Raw genomic sequence first — 19,543 nt, 5'->3', positions numbered from 1 at the left:
ACAGGAGACGCGATGCGTGACCGGGGCGAAGACGAAGAATTCACGCTGCTGCCGGACCTGGCGGTCCGGCCGCTGGGCGGTTCGGTGATCTGGGCGAACGACGAATTCTTCGCGGAGAAAGAGAATCTGATCAACCCGGGGCCAGCCCAGTACCGGCCGTCCGACTTCGGGCACAAAGGACAGATCTACGACGGCTGGGAGACCCGCCGACACCGCGGGCAGCCGGGCGACGACGCCGCGATCGTGCGGCTCGGCGTGCCCGGCGTGATCCGCGGCATCGTGGTGGACACGGCGTGGTTCAAGGGCAACTACCCGCCCGCTGTCTCGGTATCCGCGTTGGAGGTCGAGGACTATCCGCCCGCGGAAACCATCGCCGCACGCGACGATTGGGTGATGCTGGTCGATCGCTCGCCGATTGCGGGCGACCACCGCAACTCGTTCGCCGTCGAGAACGAGAAGCGCTGGACGCATGTGAAACTCACCATGCACCCCGACGGCGGCGTCGCCAGGCTGCGGGTGCACGGCGAAGGACGGCCCGACCCGCGCCTGCTCGGCCTCGGCCCGCTGGACCTGGCCGCGCTGGAGAACGGCGCGCTGGTGCTGGACTGCTCAAATCGCTTCTACAGCTCGCCGAACCAGTTGCTGTATCCCGGCCGGGCCCGGTCCATGGGTGAGGGCTGGGAGACCGCCCGCCGCAGGGACGACGGCAACGACTGGGTGCGCATCCGCCTGGCCGGGCCGGGACTGATCCGGCTCGCCGAGCTGGACACGTCCTACTTCCTGGGCAACAGTCCGGGCGCCGCCCGGCTGACCGGTCGCACCAACGACGGCACCGAGTTGGAGTTGTTGCCGCGCACCCCGCTTCAACCCGACACCAGGCACCGGTTCCCGATCGCGCCGATGGCGGCGTCGGTGGAGGAGGTGCGGCTGGACATCTACCCGGACGGCGGGCTGGCGCGGCTGCGCCTGTACGGAGAGCTCGGCGCATGAGCGGGCGAACGCCGGCAGTGTGTCGGGCTGCGCCTGCTCGGCGTTTGTACGCGTGGGCGTCCGCACGGTGTGAAGCTGCGCCTGCGGGGCGAGCTCGGCACATGAACACGCGGGCATCGGCAGCGCGTACCGAGTTGTGTTTTCGTGAGGCGCGCTGATGAGGGATTTCGTCGGCTACGGCCCGCGTCCGCCGGACCCGCAGTGGCCGGGAGAGGCGCGGATCGCGGTCCAGTTCGTGCTCAACTACGAGGAGGGCGGCGAGAACAACGTCCTCGACGGTGACGAGTTCTCCGAGACGTTCCTGTCGGAAATGACTCCCGCCGAAGCCTTTCCGAACCGCCACATGAGCATGGAGTCGCTCTACGAGTACGGCTCACGCGCCGGGTTGTGGCGAGTGCTGCGCGTCTTCGAACGGCGCGGGTTGCCGCTGACGATCTTCGCGGTCGCCCGAGCTCTGCAACGCAACCCGGAGGCGGTGGCCGCCTTCGGCGAATTGGGCCATGAGATCGCCTGCCATGGTCTGCGCTGGAAGTCCTACCAGCTCACCGACCGCGACACCGAGCGTGCGCACATGGCCGAGGCGGTGCGCGTCCTCACCCAACTGACCGGCTCCGCGCCGCTGGGCTGGTACACCGGCCGCGATTCGCCGAACACCAGGGAGCTGGTGGTCGAGCACGGCGGCTTCGCCTACGATGCCGATTCCTACGCCGACGACCTGCCCTATTGGGTGCGCGTGCTCGACCGCGACCACTTGGTGGTGCCCTACACCTTGGACACCAACGACATGCGATTCGCCTCGCCCGCCGGTTTCCCCACCGGCGAACAATTCTTCGCACATGTCCGCGACGCCTTCGACGTCCTCTACCGCGAAGGGGCGGAAGGTAATCCGAAAATGCTGTCCATCGGCCTGCACTGCCGCCTCATCGGCCGCCCCGCCCGCACCGCCGCCTTGGAACGCCTACTCGACCACATCCAGTCCTACGACCAGGTCTGGATCACCCGCCGCATCGACATAGCGCGACATTGGCGCACGGTGCACCCGCCGGTTTCATCCTTTTGAGTTCGCCCGGACCGCAACCCAGCGACAAAGTAGCCGAACCATCACATGAGCGTTGGCTTTCAGAGCCGGAAAGCGATAGGTGCGCACACCGAGATGAGACGCGAAAAGGGCGGGCTATCACCGGCATTCAGTCATTCATACGCTTCGTGGCGACAGTGAGGACGAGTGCCGGAACTAGTTCTCGCGTTCATGATGGCAGGAGAAAATGGGCGGCTGCGTCTACCTTCCCTGACGCGTCGCGAGTGGCACATGGCTGTGGCGAAACGCGAGGAGACCTCTCGGTGGTGTGCCGCTCGCGGTCGTCGGGTGGCTGGTGGCGGGCGTCAGGGATCGGCGCGGGGTTCGCGTGGTCGGAGGTGGCGGGTCAGTGTCGTGAGCGCGTCGAGCACCTCGCGTAGGGCGGCCGGGTCGTTGTCGGCCAGTGCCGCTGCCACCGCGTCGTCCACTGGTGTTGCTCGTACTTCGGCGACTCGTGGTGAGGCTTGGTCGGCCGCGCGGACGAGGGTGCGGCGGCGGTCGCGTGGGTCGACCGTCGAGGTGACCGCACCGGCCTCCTTGAGTCTGGCTACGGCGGTGGATACCGCGCTTTGCGGTAATCCGGTGCGGGTGGCGATCTCGCCCACGGTGCTGTCCGGGTGCTCGAGGATGTCGCTCGACACGACGAGCACCGGGCGGTGTCCGCCGCCGAGTCCCGCTGTCGGCAACGCCTCCTCGCCGATCTTCATCAACGTCCGGCCCAACAGGAACAGTTCGACTCCGTCCACGACGGAGAACTTTACATCAATTCAGATGCATCAGACTTGATGTATCTGAATTGATGGATTAGCCTGTCTGCATGAACACGATTGCCACCGGCACTCTCGAAGTCCCCGGAGCCGACCTGTACTACGAAGTTCGCGGCAGCGGCCCGATGCTGCTGATCTCGCAGAGCGGCGAGGGGGACGCGCGGCGCAGCGAAGATCTGGTCCGCCATCTGGAGCGGCGCTTCACCGTCGTCACTTACGACCGGCGCGGACTGTCCCGCAGCGTCCTTCGCGATCCAAGCGCTCCCGCCTCGGTTGCGACGCACGCCGACGATGTCGACCGCCTGCTCTCGACGTTGACCGACGAGCCCGTGGCAATGCTCGGGTGCAGCATGGGCGCGGCCATCGGACTGCATCTGGCGGTCGAGCACCCGGACCGGTTGCACACTCTCATCGCGCACGAGCCCGTCACGCCGTGGCTGCTCGCCGCCGCCGACCGCGCCGCCCAAATGGGCGAACTCGAACACTGTGAGCAGGTGTTCGCCGAGCGCGGGTGGCAGGCGGCGCTCGCCCCGATGGTGCGGACGCTGGGGATCGATCCGGAGAGCCAGGATCGCGAACCCGGCGTCACCGCACCGCCGCTCGGCCCCGAGCGCGCCGCGAATTTCGAACATTTCCTCGGACATGACTTCGCCGCGATCCGTGCCGACCACCTCGACGTCGCGGCCTTGCGGAAGTCGCCGGTACGCATCGTCCCGGCCTGCGGGCACACCACCCCTCAGCACGTCTTCGACTACAAGGCCGCCCACGAGTTGGCGGCGCTGCGCGGCGTGCCGGTGATGGGATTTCCCGGCGGACACAACGGAAATCTGACGCATCCGGCCGGATGGGCCGCGCGGGTCGGCGAAATCTTGTCAGACCACACGGTATTGGCGGGATAGAGCCTGGTCCGGCTCGCTACATCATTGCCGCAGACGGACTGATCCTGCGCCCAGGTTGGGGAAAATGCCCGTGCGCATGCCCGCTCAGCGGCCCAGCCTGCCGTACGGCACGAGATACCCGGGATCCGTTCGGCTTCGCCAACCGCGCTCACTCGGTTCCAGCGCCTGGCCGCTGGCAGCGGGGTCCTTCGGCCACGGCTCGCGTATGTGAATCTGGATATCGTCCTGAAGGATTCGCACCAACTCCATCGCGAAGCCCTCGGCCGTGCCGCTGCCCGACTTGGTGGGGTCGAGCGCCGCGGAGGTGCCGGCATCCGGCACTCCAATGCTCATCCAAGCTTTCGGCACCGGGCGGCCGGACTGCTCGCCGAATCTCCGCCAGTCCTCGGTGTACTCGGTGCTGATCTGTGTCGAGAACCCCAGGGATTCTTCGATATCAGCGGCCAGCAACCGTGCGCCTCGCACTGCTTCGTCTATACCCATGCCCATCCTGCCATTCGCCCATAGGGCCGAACACTCCTCGAGAGAACACGCCCCCTTCGGATCGGCCATCTTCCGCCACGAGTGGCACAAGGCTGCGGCAAAACGCGAGAAAGGCTCTCGCTCATGTGCCACTCGTGAGCCGGAATAGTCGGAGAGGTTGCCAGTGCCGCTGTGGCTGCTGTTGAACCACTTCGACGCGGGTAGGTCGACGCTCGAGCTTCGTACTCCTCTGCCATCGCCGCCGGCAGCCGGGCGGCTCGGACTGCTTCGTCTATGTGCAGGATCTCATCGTGCGAGTGCTATGGAGTTCTCGCGATACGACAGCGGCCCGTACCTGAGAATGCATGTCCTGGTACGGGCCGCGTGTTGGCGAGCAGGAACCGTGCTCACTCTGGGAAATCGAACCCGCCATCGGTGATGGTTGCCGTGAAGGCGTCCCAGTCGGAGGGCGTGAAGATCAACGCTGGGCCGGTGGGGTTCTTGGAGTCACGGACACCGACCATGCCCCCGGTGAGATGTGCGACCTCGACGCAGTCTTTGCCAGTGCCGCTGCGACTGCTTTTGAACCACTTCGCCGTCGATAGGTCGGCACTCACGCTCCGTACTCCTCTGCAATTGCCACCAGCAGCGCCCGGGACTCGTCCTCGTTCAGTGCCGCACTCTCGACACTTGACCGCGCGGTCTGGTACTGATCGATCTCGTCGGGTTTGTCCAGGTACAGGGCCCCAGTGTAGCCCTCGACGTAGACCACGGGCGGCTCCGTCAACGACGGGTTCGGGTGTTCGGGAAACTCCAGCAATACAAAGGAACCTGCTTCCAATCCGAGGTAGGAACCGGCGTTCAGTGGAACGATTCGGATGGATACGTTCGGCAAGCGGCTCAGGTCCGCCAAATGACTGGACTGGCCTGCCATGACCGCAGTGCCGCCGATATGGTGGCGCAACGTTGCCTCGCTCAGTCTCACGTCCAGGCTGAATCGGTCGGGTGGTTCCTGAAGGCGCGCTTGTCGTTTGGTGAGCAACTCTATGTGCCGCTCGATCGCGTCATCGGTCAACGCTGGGATGAAGGCTTTGGCGACGGCACGTCGGTAGTCGGCTGTCTGCACCAAACCTGGCAGCAACGTCAATTGAAACGACGTGACATGGCAGGCCGCCTGTTCGAGCACGACGAACAGGTCTGTGTTGGCAAACATCGCGTCGCTGTAGGACTGCCACCAGCCGGTCTTACGTGCCTCTTCCGCCAGCCAGAGCAGCGCCTGCCGGTCGTCGTCACTCGCGTCGTACACATCGCACAGCGCTCGAATCACCATCTTCTTGACCATGGCGACTTGGCCGTTCTCCAAGCGCCACAACGTTTGTGAACTCATCTCCGACAGCTTGGCCGCCTTGTCCCGGGTGAGTCCGGCGTGCTCGCGCAACTCGAGCAAGCGTCGAGCCAGCAGTCTGCGTGGCAGAGTCGTCGTCTGGGCTGCCATGCGAACCCCCACCTTTCGTTAGCAGTGCTACGTGATCATTCCAGTTGATCTGGAGTGAATCCATCCGAAGCCAATCATATTGTTATTACTCCATTTTCGAGCCTGATGGTGCTGTACTCGGTGTGCGGCAGGCGGCTGGGATGAGCGAGGTAGCCACGCCGGGGCCGCAAATCAGACGAATCGCTTCGAAGATATTGGGGGTATCCGATGAATACGCAGCTTGTGAATGTCGGGTCGGCTCTCCGCTCGACCGTGAGCGGGGAAGTGCCGAAAGCAATCGGGCTCGTTCGCAACGACGTGTCCGGCCCGGACGCAGCACGGCATGCCGATGCACTGCAGCGGCATGCTCTCGCGCTCGGCTACCGATACGTCTATACGGTTCGTCCACCGGTCGATGTCGATGATCCGATCGGGTACGTGCTCGCGATCGCGGGCGGGCTAGAGATCGAAGTGATCGTTGTTTTCGATCTCGAGCATGTGGACAACCGGCCCGCGTTGGTCTGTGACGCGGGGTTCGATCTGGAAACTGTTTGCCCGCAGTGCACTTGGGCGCGGTCGGCGCAGGCTGGGCCGAGAGTCGGAGCGGGGGCGGCGTGATGAATCGACACGTGATCGTCGTTCCGCCGCGCGCCTGCGCATCCGCTGATCTCGAGGTGGCGCACCAGCAGATGCGGCGGCATCGTGCCTGCCGGATCGAGCAGTGCGCCTGGAAGTGGGTCGCCTACTGCACGTTGGTGCAGAGCGGCCGGATGGTGCCGCAGCAGTTCAGCCCGCGAGAGCGGGCTCATCGTCGCGGTATCGCCTTCCCCATCGACCACAGCGAGCGTGGACGGGCGCTCGAGGGGACGCCGGACGTGGTGACCTTTCAACAGGTGCTCGACGGGCTCGCGCGGCCGGCGCTGTCCACACCGGACGCAGACAACGGCTGCGCCGTGGAAGGCGAGCGGCCGTGGGCGTGTGGCACATAGTGCAGAGCGTTCTCGCCGTGGTCGGGGGTGGCGCGTTCGCCGCGGTCGGGATCGCGTGTGTCTGGCCGATCGCCCGGCCGCGCCGTCCCGGCCCCGCGCGCGGGGCCACCCGAGCCCGTTGTTCGTTGCGGTCGGTGACCTGGCCCGAGGCGTGGACGTGTAACCGGCCGGGGCGAACATTCACGCTCGCGGACGCTCATCGCGCGATGCAGTTGCATCGTGAACACGACTGTCCCCGCAAGCGCGCCGCCTTCGCGGCATTGGTCGCGGCCGGGCGGATGACGCCGGACTCCGCGCGACGACACCGGCTATGGGGATGGTCCGAGGAATCCGACTGACGGCTTTTGGGGGCGCATGGTGGGGTGCCGAAGCGGGCATGGTCGGGTGCCGAAGCGCGCATGGCGGGCAGCTGTGGAGCGCGCATGGCGGGCGGAGAGGCACGCTCCGGGTTCGGAACCGAGGAAGCCGGGCGATCGGAGCCGGTGATCGACGCGTGGCGTAGGCCACAGTGGTCCTGTGAAGGTCCTCACAGTTGGGAATTGCAGAGCCGGGGTATAGGGGGCCGCTCGCCGATCGCTAACAGTACGAGCGTTACGCTAAAATCCCACGTCAGAGCTACCGGCCGGTAGATTGCACCACTGCAATTCGAGGGCAAATTTTGCAGACTTAGCAAAGAGGGCGGAAAACATAGCTCAGATTCACACTAACAACAGGTAGACGCCTATTTCTTCATGTGCCATCGTGTGGAAGTACACCCCAAGGGCCTAGCAAGCCTGCAAATCGCCGCTCCAGCAGTGCGAGCTGTTTCGTAGCTCGACCGGGCGGCAGCACCGAACGAGGAAGTGGAGTCACAGATGTCGACCACCGGCACCCCGAGGACCACCGCGGAAATCCAGAAGGATTGGGACACCAACCCGCGCTGGAAGGGCGTCACCCGTAACTACACCGCGGAGCAGGTGTCGAAGCTCCAGGGCACGGTCGTCGAGGAGGCCACCCTCGCCCGCCGCGGCTCGGAGATCCTGTGGGATCTCGTCAACAACGAGGACTACATCAACTCCCTCGGCGCTCTCACCGGCAACCAGGCGGTCCAGCAGGTCCGCGCCGGCCTGAAGGCCATCTACCTGTCGGGTTGGCAGGTCGCCGGTGACGCGAACCTGTCCGGCCACACCTACCCCGACCAGTCGCTGTACCCGGCCAACTCGGTTCCGTCCGTGGTCCGCCGCATCAACAACGCGCTGCTGCGCGCCGACGAGATCGCCAAGGTCGAGGGCGACACCTCGGTCCAGAACTGGCTGGCCCCGATCGTCGCCGACGCCGAGGCCGGCTTCGGTGGCGCGCTGAACGCCTACGAGCTGCAGAAGGCCATGATCGCCGCCGGCGCCGCCGGTGTGCACTGGGAGGACCAGCTGGCCTCCGAGAAGAAGTGCGGCCACCTGGGCGGCAAGGTGCTGATCCCCACCCAGCAGCACATCCGCACCCTGACCTCCGCGCGCCTGGCCGCCGACGTCGCCGACGTGCCGTCGGTGATCATCGCCCGCACCGACGCCGAGGCCGCCACCCTGATCACCTCGGACGTGGACGAGCGCGACCGTGAGTTCCTGGACGGCACCCGCACCCCCGAGGGCTTCTTCGGTGTGAAGAACGGCATCGAGCCCTGCATCGCGCGTGCCAAGGCCTACGCCCCCTACGCCGACCTCATCTGGATGGAGACCGGCGTGCCGGACCTCGAGGTCGCGCGCAAGTTCGCCGAGGCCGTCCGTGGCGAGTTCCCGGACCAGCTGCTGGCCTACAACTGCTCGCCGTCCTTCAACTGGAAGGCGCACCTGGACGACGCGACCATCGCGAAGTTCCAGCGTGAGCTCGGCGCGATGGGCTTCAAGTTCCAGTTCATCACCCTGGCCGGCTTCCACTCGCTCAACTACGGCATGTTCGACCTGGCCTACGGCTACGCCCGCGAGGGCATGACCGCCTTCGTCGACCTGCAGGAGCGCGAGTTCAAGGCCGCCGCCGAGCGTGGCTTCACGGCCATCAAGCACCAGCGTGAGGTCGGCGCGGGTTACTTCGACACCATCGCCACCACCGTGGACCCGAACACCTCCACGGCGGCGCTCAAGGGCTCCACCGAAGAGGGCCAGTTCCACTGAGCTGTGTCGCCGCGGCTTCGGTCGCGGCCGGCCGAATGGCCCGCGCGTCGCATGCCGCTCTGGGAGCCACGCGCGAGCCGTTCGAAAAACACAACTGGTGCTCGCCAAGGGAAGTGAGGTTCCCGACGTGAAAACCGACAATCCTCTACTCCGGTAGGGGTGTACTGCCCTCCCCGCTGAACAGCCCCGGCGGGGAGGGCATCCCTATACCTTGGACCATCGAAGGGCGCGCTCACACCGGAGCGACACCTTCGCAGACCAGCCACCCCAGAGCCAGACAACCCAGCAGGAGCGGGACGTGAGCAGCGAAAAGATCCAACGCGTCGGTGTCATCGGCGCCGGCCAGATGGGCGCCGGAATCGCGGAGGTGTGTGCCAGGGCGCACGTCGACGTACTGGTGTACGAGCAGACCCGGGAACTGGCCGCGGCGGGCCGCGCGCGCATCCTGCGGTCCCTCGATCGCGGCGTGAGCAGCGGCAAGATCACCGAGCGCGAACGCGAGCAGGCCGCCTGGCGGCTGCGGTTCACCTCCGACCTCGGCGACTTCGCCGACCGTCAGCTGGCGGTCGAGGCGGTGCTCGAGGACGAGAAGGTGAAGACGAGCATCTTCGCCGAGCTCGACAAGGTCGTCACCGACCCTTCGGCGGTACTGGCCTCCAACACCTCCTCCATCCCGATCATGAAGATCGCGGTCGCCACGGCGAACCCCGAGCGCGTGGTCGGCATGCACTTCTTCAACCCCGTCCCGGTGCTGCCGCTGGTCGAGCTGGTCACCACGCTCAAGACCAGTGAGTCGGTCTCCGCGCGGGCCGAGGCGTTCGCGGGCGACGTGCTCGGCAAGCAGGTCGTGCGTTCGGCCGACCGCTCCGGTTTCGTGGTCAACGCGCTGCTGGTGCCGTACCTGCTGTCGGCGATCCGGATGGTCGAGTCCGGCTTCGCCACCAAGGAGGACGTCGACAAGGCGATGGTGCTCGGCTGCGCCCACCCGATGGGCCCGCTGGCGCTGACCGACCTGGTCGGCCTGGACACCGTGAAGTCCATCGCCGACTCGATGTACGGCGAGTTCAAGGAGCCGCTGTACTCGGCACCGCCGCTGCTGATGCGCATGGTCGAGGCGGGACTGCTCGGCAAGAAGACCGGCGCGGGTTTCTACCAATACAACAATCGCTAGATCTCTGAAGTCTCGCGTCCGAGCGTCCGTTGCCCGCGCCCGTGGCGAAGGCGCAACGGACACTCGGACGTGAGACGGGCCGCGACCGGTAGGAAACGGCACCGGCGAACCTCGACGCGGAGTCGACCAGAAATCGGTGTCGCCGGGCCGTTGACGGCAATCGGCATAAGCTGCACAACAGCCGGGCCATGGTGACGGCTCGGCTGGGTATCCGGAGCGCAGCGCCGGGGTCGATCCGTCGATCCCGGCAAGGGCCGCGCAGGTGATCGAAAGAAGGTATCCCGCTCATGGTGAACGTGACCGACGGCTACGGGTCGAGCATCCTCGGCTATCCCAGGATCGGGCCGCACCGCGAACTCAAGCGGGCCCTGGAGGCCTACTGGCACGGTTCGCTCGACCGCGAGAAGTTGCTCGCGGTCGGCCGTGAGATCCAGGAGACCCAGTTCAACGAGCTGGCCGCCACCGGACTGACCCAGGTGCCGGGCAATACCTTCTCGTTCTACGACCACGTGCTCGACAACGCGCTGTTGTTCGGCGCGGTGCCCAAGCGGTTCGAGCCGTATCGCGAGGGCCTGCATCCGCTGGACTTCTACTTTCTTATGGCGCGCGGCCGTCCGGACCTGCCGCCGCTCGAGCTGGTCCGGTTCCTGGGTACGAACTACCACTACCGCCAGCCGGAAATGGACGCCGACACCGAGTTCTCGCTGCACCCCGAGGCGCTGCTCGACGAATTCGACCGCGCGAAGGCGGTCGACATCGAACTGCGGCCGGTGGTCCTCGGCCCGGTGTCGCTGCTGCTGCTGTCCAAGGCCGGGCACATCCCCGGCGAGTCGGGCGGATTCGACACGCTGAGCCTGCTGGACAAGCTGCTGCCGGTCTACGAGGAACTGTTCGAGATCCTCGCCAAGCGCGGCGCCACCTGTGTGCAGCTGGACGAGCCCGCGTTCACCAGCGAGCGCACGCCCGCGGAACTGGCCGCGTTCGAATCGGCCTATCACCGGTTGGGCAGGGCCCCGCTGCGTCCGCGCATCCTGGTCACCGGACAGTACGGCGATTTCGGTGAGGCGCTGGCCATTCTCGCGAGCACGAACATCGAGGCGATCGGCCTCGACCTCGCCAGTCACCGGATGCGCCCGGAGGATCTGGCCGAGGTGCCCGGCATCCGCCGCAAGCGCTTGTACGCGGGCGTGATCAGCGGCCGCAACGTGTGGCGCGCCGACCGCTACGTCACGCTGGAATACCTGAACGAACTGGCGCAGGTGTGCCCGGACCTGGTCGTCTCGACCGGGACCACGCTGCTGCACGTGCCCTACGACCTGCTGGTCGAATACGACATCGAGGGGCACGTCGCCGATCGGCTCGCGTTCGCGAAACAGAAGGTGGGCGAGGTGGTCTCGCTCGCCAAGGCGCTCACCGAAGGCCCGTCGGACAAATGGCGCAAGCGGCCGACCGAGGTGCACTTCAAGCAGAAGCACGCGGTGCGGCAGCGGGTCTACGCGATCACCTCGGACATGCGCTCGCGGGAGCCCTACGAGGTGCGCCGGGAAGCCCAGCAGCGCAAGCTGAACCTGCCTCCGGTGCCCGCGACCACGCTCGGCTCCTTTCCGCAGACCGCCCGGATTCGCCAGGCGCGTTACGAGCTCGGCGAGGGCCGGTTGTCCTACGAGGAGTACCGCAAGCGGATCGAAGCCGAGATCGAGGCGACGATCCGGTTGCAGGAGGACATCGGCCTGGATGTGCTGGTGCACGGCGAGCACGAGCGCAACGACATGATCCAGTATTTCGCCGAGCTGCTCGACGGTTTCGCGACCACCCGCTTCGGCTGGGTGCAGGTGTACGGATCACGCTGTGTGCGGCCGCCGATCATCTACGGCGACGTGTCGCGCCCGGCGCCGATGTCGGTGGAGTGGATCACCTACGCGCAGTCGCTCACCGACCGGCCGGTCAAGGGCATGGTGACCGGGCCGGTCACCATGATCGCCCGCTCGTTCGTCCGGCAGGACCAGCCGCTGCACGAGACCGCCGACCAGGTGGCGCTGGCCATCCGCGACGAAGTGGTGGACCTGGAGAAGGCGGGCATCGCGATCATCCAGGTCGACGAGCCCGCGATCCGGGAGATGCTGCCGTTGCGCCCGGAGGGGCGCGCCGAGTACCTGCGCTGGGCGATCGGCGCGTTTCGTCTGGCCACCTCGGGGGTGCAGGCGGAAACGCAGATCCACACGCACATCGGGTATTCCGGCCGCGCCGAGGTGGTCGAGGCGATCGAAGAACTCGACGCCGACGTCACCGCCATCGTCGCGACGCGCTCGATCGAATGGGTGCTGCGTGCGTTGAAGGAGGACTGCGCGTCCGGGCACGGGCTCAGCCACGGCGTCGGCCCCGGCGTGTACGAGAGCCGGTCCGCGCGTATCCCGGACATCGACGAGCTGGACGAATTGCTCACGGCGGCAGCCGAAGCGGTGACGCCGCAGCGGTTGTGGGCGAATCCGGACGGCGGCCTGAAGACCAGGCACTACTGGCAGCTCGAGCCGTCGCTGCGCAACTTGGTCGCGGCGGCGCGCCGCATCCGCAGACGGGTGGAGTCCGCCGAGTGAGCTGAGGCAGAACGCGCCGAGGGCCGTCTTCGTTCGATCGAACGGGGCCGGCCCTCGGTGTTTTCCGAGAGTTATTTCAGTACAGTTCGTACTGTATTGTTGAACTATGGACACCGACAACGGCTGGCCGGACTCACTGCGCGTCGCGCAGGTCAGGATCGCCCGCCCCACCGACCGGCTCGAGGAAGTGGTGCGGTTCTACGTCGACGGGCTCGGCCTGCGCGAGCTCTACCGATTCCGCGACCACGCGGGCTACGACGGCGTGATGCTCGGATTGCCCGGGGCCGGATACCACCTGGAATTCACCACGCATGTGGACGGCAGCCCCGGCGATGCGCCGAGCCGGGAGAACCTGTTGGTGCTGTACTTCACAAGCGAGTCGCACATGTACGACGTGGCGCAGCGGCTCGGTGAGTTCGGCGTCGAGCCGGTGCCCGCCGAGAATCCGTTCTGGGCGGCCAACGGCGGCTTGACCTTTCCCGATCCGGACGGTTGGCGCGTCGTGCTGATGCCGCGACCGGTCTTCTGATGGCGGGACGAACCCGCGACGACCGCATCGACGCCGCGGTGCTCGCCGCCGCGCGGGAACTGCTCGACGAGGTGGGATACGCGGACCTGTCCATCGGGCAGGTCGCGGCCCGTGCGGGTCTGCACCGTCCCGCGATCTACCGCAGATGGCCGTCGAAGCGGCACCTGGTGGTCGACGTCGTCGCCGAAATGCTCGGCTTGCGACCGACCCCGGACACCGGCGACCTGCGCGCCGACCTGAACCGCGCCATGCGGGATCTGGTCGCGGCACTGCGTGATACGTCGCTGCACCGGGTGTTGCCCGCGCTGGTCGCGGACCTGGCGGGTGACGAGCGGTTGCGCGCCCACTTCCTGGCCACGGTCTTCGAACCGCGGCGGCGGACCACGGCGACGGCGCTGCGCTCGGCCATCGCCCGCGGCGAAGTGGACCCGGGCATCGATCCGGATTTCGTGCTGGACGCGGTCGCCGCGCCGATCTATTACCGGGCGTTGTTCGGACACCTACCGCTGACCGATGAACTCGCCGAACAGTCGGTCACGGCGGTGCTGCGCGCGATCACTCGTTGACGGCAGGCAGCGCGCTGAGCGTCGCGAGCACCTCGGTCGCGGCATTGGCCACCGCTTCGACCTCGGCCATCGCCAGCGCGGCCGCCGTGGCGGCCCGCACGCGCGGCAGCAGCGCCAAGCAGGCCGCTGCGGCGGTACGGTCGGCCGGTGCGAGCTCGGCATCGTCATCGGCGGCGGATTGCCATGCCGCGGTGGCGATCACCTCGTGCAACCAGTTGAGCAGCTCCAAGCGCAGCGGTTGCGGATCGCGCAGCCAGGCGCGGACATAGGTCACGTCGGTGCGCTCGTGCAACAGGGCGCCGAGCACGACTTCGGCGGCGGGCGCGGTCACCGAGTAGATCGAACCCTGGTGCAGCACCGCGGAGTACAGGAAGACGATGCCGCGCGCCTGGTCCTCTACAGCCGCGCTGATCAGGTCGGCGAGCATGGCGGGGGCATCGCTCGCGGATCCGTGGGCGTGCGCCAGCCCGGCCCAGTCCGTCTCGCGCAGCACGGTCGCCGCGCGTTCGTGGTAGATCGGCGCGAGCGCGGCCGCCGCCCGGACGCGAGCTTCCGCGTCCGTCGAATCGAGTGCGCGCTGGAAGGCCGCCAGCGCCACGTCCGGCTCGCCGAGTTGTTCGCTGAACACCCCGATATCGAAACTGGCTCGCGCGGCCACCGCGGGATCGTCCGAACCGGCCAAGGACCGGCTCACCTCCCTGGCCCCCGGCAGATCGCCCGCCTCGCTCAGATGCTGGACGAGATCGCCCGCGACGATGAGCGACTGGTCCTCCGGCCAGCCGTCGATGACGGTGCGGTAGGCGGCCTTCACGCCGTCCAGGTCGTCCTCGGAGCGCAGAAGGTAGGCCAGGTTGGACAGGGCGAGCCGGGCGATGTCGCCGGGGCCCGCGTCGATCGCGTGCTGGTAGGCCGTGCGCGCCGAATCCGAGTCCCCGCGCTTGGCGCGCGAGTAGCCGAGATTGATCCACGCCCGCGGCGCCGCGTCGGGATGGCCGGATTCGGCGGCGCGCTCGTACATCGCCTCGGCTGCCGCCGTGTCGCCGCGCTCGGCCAGCAGCAGGCCCAGGTTGTAGGCCGCGCGCGGCCCGGCGTCCTCATGGCCGGAATCGACCGCGACGTGGTAGGCGCCTTCCGCGGCCGGTTTGTCACCCGCCGCGCTCAGCAGTCCGCCCAGCTCCGCGGCGGCCAGCGGCGCCCAGTTCGGATGGCCGGAGGCGATGGCGATCTGGAACGCCTCGCGCGCGGCCGCCACGTCGTTGCGCCTGCGGTGCATCTTGCCGAGGTCGAAGGCCAGGTCCGGCGGCCGCTTCAGCATTGTTCCCATTCCAGCCTCGGCACCGAGTGGTGCGGATCCTTTTCCGAGAGTTCTACATCGGCGCGCGATTCATGGCTACCCGTGGCGTGGGATAGGCCCGGTGCGAGACGGTTCAGTCGGGGCCGATCTCGGTGGCCAACGTGCGCAATCCGGCGATCAGCTCGTCGGGCGACGGCGCGTGGTCGGGATCGACCAGCCACTGGGCCATGAGACCGCCGATCAACGCGTGCAGCACCGCGCCCACGGCGCGGTCGGCTTCCGCGCCGCGGCTCGGGCCGAACAACTGCCAGAGCTGCTGGCGCGCGTGTTCCTCCGCGGTCGCCAGCTCCGCGCGTACCTCGGGGGAGTGCAGCGCCTGCGCGAGGCCTTCGATATTCGCCGACCAGAGCGGCCGGTCCTCGGTGAACGACGCGATGAGCTTGCGCCAGAAGACTTCCAGGCGCGCCGCGGGCGTAACGAGGTCGTCCTGCGGCAATGCCTCGGCGATTCGCTGCACCGCCTCCGCGCTCGATTCGATCATCGCCTGGTTGAGCAGCTTGTCCCGGGTGCCGAAGTGGTAGTTGATCGCGGCCAGGTTGCTGCCGGAGGCGGCGACTATCTCGCGCACGGTCGTGCGTGCGTAGCCGCGCTCGGCCAAGCACTGCTTGGCCGCGGCGAGCAGGTCTTCGCGGGTTCCCACTCCAGCACCTTAGCAAGGGGCCATACGCGTGTTTATAACGTACGTTTCAAACAAATGTATGTGACAAGCGTTTGAAACGTACGTATGGTGGGGTTCGTCCGCACGAGAAGGAACGAGATGATGACCGATCACCGCCCCCTGTCCCCCTTCGAAAGCAGCTACTTCGGCTCCGACACCAGAATCGGCAGCATCCCGGTGGGTGGCATGCCGCTGTTCATCGGTTCGACCGTGCAAGGCGTCCTCGACGTGTCCGCGCTGCGCCGCGTCCTCGCCGAACTGGCGGCCGCGCACCCACTACTGCGCAGCCAGGTGACCGACGCCGAAGGCGCGAAATGCTTCCGGCGCGACGAGTCCTATCGGCCGCGCTTGACGATCACCGAGGGCGGCGAGCCGGAGTACCTGGAATTGGTGAACACCCCCCAGGACTGGACCGGCGGGTTGTTCCACGCGCATCTCCTGCGCGACGGCGACCACGATCGGATCGTGCTGGTCGTCCACCACGGAATCGCCGACGGCAGATCCGCTTTCGCGCTGCTCGCCGAGCTGTGGGAGCGCTACACCGCGCAGGTGACGGGCGCGCCTGCGCCACAGGCGAATCCGGACCAACGCCTGCCTGAGGCAATGGACACCAGGCTGGCGCGGATCGTCTCCGACGAGGAGGTCGGGGGCCTGCTCGACCTGATGAGCGCGGGCGCGGCCATGATGAGCCCGGATCTCGCGCCGCGGCACTTGCCCGAGCTCGGCGACGGCGCGCACCGGCCGAACCGGTTGACCCTGGACCGGATCGAACTCGACGACACCGAGACCGCCGCGGTGATCGCCGCCGCCCGCGCCCACGGTGTCTCGGTGAACAGCTTGGTCACCGGAGCTGCGCTCGCCGCCTTCCGCGCGGAGCTGGAGCCGCCTGCGGGAGCACTGCCGATGATCTGCGGCCATGCGGTCGACATCCGCGCTGACCTCGTCCCGCCGCTGCCCGTCAGCACCGTGCTCAACTGCGTGTCGGGAGTGGGCACCTACGCGCTCGTAGAACCGGAAGCCGATCCGATCGCGCTGGCGCACACGGTGGCATCGGGCATGCGCGCCTCGGCCGAGCGCAGAGAAGCACTGCTGGTGATGCTCGCCGCCCAGCGGGTCACCGACCCGGTGACCGCCGCGCTGTTCTCCTCGCCGAACACCTTCGCCATCTCCAATATCGGTCGCCTGCACGCGTTCTCGACCCCACCGGGACTGCGTATCGTCCGCAACGACGTCTTCGCCATGACGGTGGGCATGCCGCCGAAGCTGACGGTTTTCACGGTCGGCGACCGGATGACCATCCAGGTGGAGTACGACACCGCACGGCACAGCCGGTCGCAGCTGGGCGCGGTGAGCCAGGCGCTGACCCGGACGTTGGCCGCCGTTCGCGCCGCCTAGCCACGCGCCGTCGCCGGTTCCGTCCGACGGCCTGCCAGTGGAGATGCCACGACGCAAGCGGGATGGGGCGGGTTCGAACTCGACAGGCCGGCGACGCCCGCGATCGGCTCCGGTCGCGGTCTCACTCCGCGGGCGGCTCGTGACGGCCTGCCAGGCGAGTGGTCAACTTCCTGGCGAACTTCCGGCGGCGCTTGGGTGAGCCGGTCCGGCGATCGATGTCGGCCTCTACGTCGGCCGGGACGTCATAGCGGCGGATGTAGGCGCCGGAGAACGCCTGCACCGTCGCGGTGACCGGAATGGCGAGCAACGCGCCCGTGGCGCCGAGCAGCGCCGCGCCCGCCAGCACCGCGCCGAAGGCCACGGCGGGGTGCATGTCCAGGGTGGTCGCGGTGATGCGCGGTTGCAGTACGTAGTTCTCGAACTGCTGGTAGAGCACGATGAAGCCGAGGATCCACAGCGCCGTGCTCGGCCCGTGCACCAGACCGACGATCACCGGAAGCGCACCGGCGAGGTACGTGCCGACGGTGGGAATGAACTGCGAGACCACACCGACCCACAGCGCGAGGGCGAACGCCGACGGCACGTCCAGCAGCCGCAGCATGACGTAGTGCGCGAGTGTCGAAGCGAGCGCGAGCAGTGCGCGCGAGTAGATGTAGCCGCCGGTCTTGTCCACCGCGATGTCCCAGGCGCGCAACACATGCCGCTGGCGGCGCGGCGGCAGGAGCGAGCAGACGGCGGTGCGGATCCGGGGGCCGTCGGCGGCGAAGTAGTAGGTGAACAGCAGGATGCCGAGGATCTGGAAGAGCGCGCCGATCGCGGCCGTGCCGATGCCCCAGACGTTGCCCGCCAATCCGGTGAGGTAGCCCTCCAGGGTCGAGCTCCAGTCGGTGGCGTACTTCTGGATGTCCGTACTGGACAGGTCCTTGTGGAAGGTGTGGTTGATCCAGTCCACGCCGCGGTCGGCGTATTCGGGGGCGTGCTGCACCAACGTGGTGACCTGCTCGACCAGCAGCGCTCCGAGCGTCCAGAAGAAGCCGACGACGAGGGCGGTCAGGACGAGGAACACCAATCCGGTCGCCGGACCACGCCGCATGCCGCGCCGCGCCAGCCAGTTCACCGCCGGTTCGATCGCGAAGGCGAGAAACAGCGAGACGAGCAGAATCGTCAGCAGACTCCGCAGTCGCTCGAGCACCCAGAAGGCCGCCAGCAACCCGGTGACCGTCGCCGCGGCGAGCAGGAACGCGCGCGGCAGCCACGGTGGCATGCCGCGTGCGGCGATGTCCGGTCGTGGCGTCTCGTCTTCGTCCTCCGCAGGCACAAGGCCAACGTACCCACGCCACGACCGGTTCGCGCACGACACCGCGCGGCCGCACCGGTGGAGCGAGCGGGCTCACATGGTGGAGACGTCGATGACGAACCGGTAGCGCACGTCGCTGGCCACCACCCGGTCGTAGGCGCCGTCGATCTCGTCGGCGGCGATCAGCTCGATCTCGGCGCCGATGCCGTGCTCGGCGCAGAAGTTCAGCATCTCCTGGGTCTGTGCGATGCCGCCGATCATCGAGCCCGCCAGGGAGCGGCGGTACCCGGCGAGGTTGAGCGCCTTGACGCTCAGGGGCTTCTCGGGCAGGCCGAGGACCACCAGGGTGCCGTCCAGGTTCAGCAGGCGCAGATAGTCGTCCATGGGCAGGTTCGCCGACACCGTGTTGAGGATCAGGTCGAACCGGCCGCGCAGCTCGCGGAAGGTCTGTTTGTCGCTGGTCGCGTAGTAGTTGGTGGCGCCGAAGAGCTTGCCGTCGTCCTGTTTGCTCAGCGAGTGGCTCAGCACCGTGACCTCGGCGCCCATCGCGGCCGCGAGTTTGACCCCGACGTGGCCGAGTCCGCCCATGCCGATGATCGCGACCTTCTTGCCCGGCCCAGCGCCCCAGTGCCGCAGCGGCGAGTACAGCGTGACGCCCGCGCACAGCAGTGGCGCCGCGACGTCCAGCCCGATCCCTTCGGGGATGGCGACCACGAAGTTCTCGGTCACCACGATCTGCGTGGCGTACCCGCCGAGCGTGTGTCCGCCGGGCTCCACCGCCGGATCGACCGGGGTGTTGTAGGTCATGGTCGCGCCCGCGGTGCAGTACTGCTCCTCGTCGGCGAGACAGGGCGCGCAGACCCCACAGGAATCGACCATGCAGCCGACGCCGACGCGGTCGCCGACCCGGTGCTTGGTGACCGCGGATCCGACCGCGGCGACCACGCCCGCGATCTCGTGGCCCGGCACGCAGGGGTAGCGGGTTCTGCCCCACTCGTTGCGGGCGGTGTGGATGTCGGAGTGGCAGATTCCCGCGAACTTGATGTCGATCAGCACGTCGCGCGGACCCAGGTCCCTGCGGTGGATCGTGACCTTCTCGAACGAGCCATCGGCGGTGGACAGGGCATAGGCGGCGGCAGTACTCATGAGGACATGCCTACCGTCGCATGGGTGCGG

Annotated in this window: 20 protein-coding genes; 12 read left to right on the top strand and 8 right to left on the bottom strand. The window is 67.6% G+C overall.

From position 1 onward, the window contains the following. Positions 1 to 12 precede the first annotated feature (12 nt). Together alc and puuE are read left to right on the top strand one after the other, a co-directional pair. The gene (gene alc / locus ACFV2O_RS26360) at positions 13 to 990 is read left to right on the top strand and encodes an allantoicase (protein ID WP_379254056.1); all 978 of its coding nucleotides are present in this window, start codon (positions 13 to 15) and stop codon (positions 988 to 990) included. A gap of 157 nt (positions 991 to 1,147) precedes the next feature. Next, positions 1,148 to 2,050: an allantoinase PuuE gene (gene puuE / locus ACFV2O_RS26355; protein ID WP_379254055.1), complete on the top strand. Its 903-nt coding sequence runs from the start codon at positions 1,148 to 1,150 to the stop codon at positions 2,048 to 2,050. A 323-nt stretch (positions 2,051 to 2,373) separates the two neighbouring features. Here puuE and ACFV2O_RS26350 read toward each other — a convergent pair whose 3' ends face one another. Beyond that, positions 2,374 to 2,814, bottom strand: coding sequence for a MarR family winged helix-turn-helix transcriptional regulator (locus tag ACFV2O_RS26350; RefSeq protein ID WP_379254054.1), 441 nt, complete (start codon positions 2,812 to 2,814; stop codon positions 2,374 to 2,376). A 71-nt stretch (positions 2,815 to 2,885) separates the two neighbouring features. Here ACFV2O_RS26350 and ACFV2O_RS26345 point away from each other — a divergent pair, with 71 nt between their 5' ends. Beyond that, entirely contained in the window at positions 2,886 to 3,734 is an 849-nt protein-coding gene (locus ACFV2O_RS26345; protein ID WP_379254053.1) for an alpha/beta hydrolase, read from the top strand. A gap of 84 nt (positions 3,735 to 3,818) precedes the next feature. Here ACFV2O_RS26345 and ACFV2O_RS26340 read toward each other — a convergent pair whose 3' ends face one another. From ACFV2O_RS26340 to ACFV2O_RS26330, 3 genes are all read right to left on the bottom strand, one after another. Beyond that, the gene (locus ACFV2O_RS26340; RefSeq protein ID WP_379254052.1) at positions 3,819 to 4,286 is read right to left on the bottom strand and encodes a hypothetical protein; all 468 of its coding nucleotides are present in this window, start codon (positions 4,284 to 4,286) and stop codon (positions 3,819 to 3,821) included. Between the two features lie 317 nt (positions 4,287 to 4,603). Next, the gene (locus tag ACFV2O_RS26335) at positions 4,604 to 4,813 is read right to left on the bottom strand and encodes a DUF397 domain-containing protein (protein ID WP_379254051.1); all 210 of its coding nucleotides are present in this window, start codon (positions 4,811 to 4,813) and stop codon (positions 4,604 to 4,606) included. Continuing rightward, the gene (locus ACFV2O_RS26330) at positions 4,810 to 5,691 is read right to left on the bottom strand and encodes a helix-turn-helix domain-containing protein (protein WP_379254050.1); all 882 of its coding nucleotides are present in this window, start codon (positions 5,689 to 5,691) and stop codon (positions 4,810 to 4,812) included. Before ACFV2O_RS26330 ends, ACFV2O_RS26335 begins: the two co-directional genes overlap by 4 nt. 264 nt (positions 5,692 to 5,955) lie before the next feature. On the opposite strand from ACFV2O_RS26330, the gene ACFV2O_RS26325 reads away from it, so the two are divergent. The 8 genes from ACFV2O_RS26325 (at position 5,956) to ACFV2O_RS26290 (ending at position 13,663) form a co-directional block, all read left to right on the top strand. Next, entirely contained in the window at positions 5,956 to 6,288 is a 333-nt protein-coding gene (locus ACFV2O_RS26325) for a hypothetical protein (protein WP_379254049.1), read from the top strand. Beyond that, entirely contained in the window at positions 6,288 to 6,659 is a 372-nt protein-coding gene (locus ACFV2O_RS26320) for a hypothetical protein (protein WP_379254048.1), read from the top strand. Before ACFV2O_RS26325 ends, ACFV2O_RS26320 begins: the two co-directional genes overlap by 1 nt. Positions 6,660 to 6,865: 206 nt before the next feature. After that, positions 6,866 to 6,997 (top strand): hypothetical protein, encoded by a 132-nt coding sequence (locus tag ACFV2O_RS26315; RefSeq protein ID WP_355071836.1) that lies wholly within the window; start codon positions 6,866 to 6,868, stop codon positions 6,995 to 6,997. 516 nt (positions 6,998 to 7,513) lie between these two features. Beyond that, on the top strand, positions 7,514 to 8,803 hold the full coding sequence (gene aceA, locus ACFV2O_RS26310; protein WP_355071838.1) for an isocitrate lyase: 1,290 nt from the start codon (positions 7,514 to 7,516) through the stop codon (positions 8,801 to 8,803). Positions 8,804 to 9,101: 298 nt separating this feature from the next. After that, a complete protein-coding gene (locus ACFV2O_RS26305) occupies positions 9,102 to 9,974 on the top strand; it encodes a 3-hydroxybutyryl-CoA dehydrogenase (protein WP_355071840.1) in 873 nt (290 codons plus the stop codon). Positions 9,975 to 10,261: 287 nt separating this feature from the next. Next, complete coding sequence (metE, locus tag ACFV2O_RS26300; RefSeq protein ID WP_379254047.1) at positions 10,262 to 12,568, top strand: 5-methyltetrahydropteroyltriglutamate--homocysteine S-methyltransferase; 2,307 nt, start codon at positions 10,262 to 10,264, stop codon at positions 12,566 to 12,568. A 106-nt stretch (positions 12,569 to 12,674) separates the two neighbouring features. Beyond that, entirely contained in the window at positions 12,675 to 13,097 is a 423-nt protein-coding gene (locus ACFV2O_RS26295) for a VOC family protein (RefSeq protein WP_379254046.1), read from the top strand. Further along, positions 13,097 to 13,663: a TetR/AcrR family transcriptional regulator gene (locus ACFV2O_RS26290; protein ID WP_355071845.1), complete on the top strand. Its 567-nt coding sequence runs from the start codon at positions 13,097 to 13,099 to the stop codon at positions 13,661 to 13,663. Before ACFV2O_RS26295 ends, ACFV2O_RS26290 begins: the two co-directional genes overlap by 1 nt. Here ACFV2O_RS26290 and ACFV2O_RS26285 read toward each other — a convergent pair. Both ACFV2O_RS26285 and ACFV2O_RS26280 read right to left on the bottom strand, forming a co-directional pair. Further along, positions 13,653 to 14,978, bottom strand: a complete 1,326-nt coding sequence (locus tag ACFV2O_RS26285) for a tetratricopeptide repeat protein (protein ID WP_379254045.1) — start codon at positions 14,976 to 14,978, stop codon at positions 13,653 to 13,655. The genes ACFV2O_RS26290 and ACFV2O_RS26285 overlap by 11 nt on opposite strands. A gap of 112 nt (positions 14,979 to 15,090) precedes the next feature. Continuing rightward, positions 15,091 to 15,657, bottom strand: coding sequence for a TetR/AcrR family transcriptional regulator (locus ACFV2O_RS26280; protein WP_364424384.1), 567 nt, complete (start codon positions 15,655 to 15,657; stop codon positions 15,091 to 15,093). Between the two features lie 120 nt (positions 15,658 to 15,777). Between ACFV2O_RS26280 and ACFV2O_RS26275 the strand changes: the two genes are divergently transcribed. Next, positions 15,778 to 17,070, top strand: coding sequence for a hypothetical protein (locus ACFV2O_RS26275; RefSeq protein WP_379254044.1), 1,293 nt, complete (start codon positions 15,778 to 15,780; stop codon positions 17,068 to 17,070). Between the two features lie 121 nt (positions 17,071 to 17,191). On the opposite strand, the gene ACFV2O_RS26270 is transcribed toward ACFV2O_RS26275, so the two are convergent. Together ACFV2O_RS26270 and ACFV2O_RS26265 are read right to left on the bottom strand one after the other, a co-directional pair. Then, positions 17,192 to 18,388, bottom strand: coding sequence for an AI-2E family transporter (locus ACFV2O_RS26270; protein ID WP_379254043.1), 1,197 nt, complete (start codon positions 18,386 to 18,388; stop codon positions 17,192 to 17,194). Between the two features lie 72 nt (positions 18,389 to 18,460). Continuing rightward, complete coding sequence (locus ACFV2O_RS26265; RefSeq protein ID WP_379254042.1) at positions 18,461 to 19,513, bottom strand: NAD(P)-dependent alcohol dehydrogenase; 1,053 nt, start codon at positions 19,511 to 19,513, stop codon at positions 18,461 to 18,463. Positions 19,514 to 19,543: the final 30 nt, after the last annotated feature.

Origin of the sequence: Nocardia sp. NPDC059691 (assembly GCF_042733915.1) — a bacterium.
GTDB lineage: Bacteria > Actinomycetota > Actinomycetes > Mycobacteriales > Mycobacteriaceae > Nocardia > Nocardia sichangensis.
The sequence above is the reverse complement of the archived record's forward strand: the minus strand, read 5'-3'. Positions and strand labels throughout refer to the sequence as shown.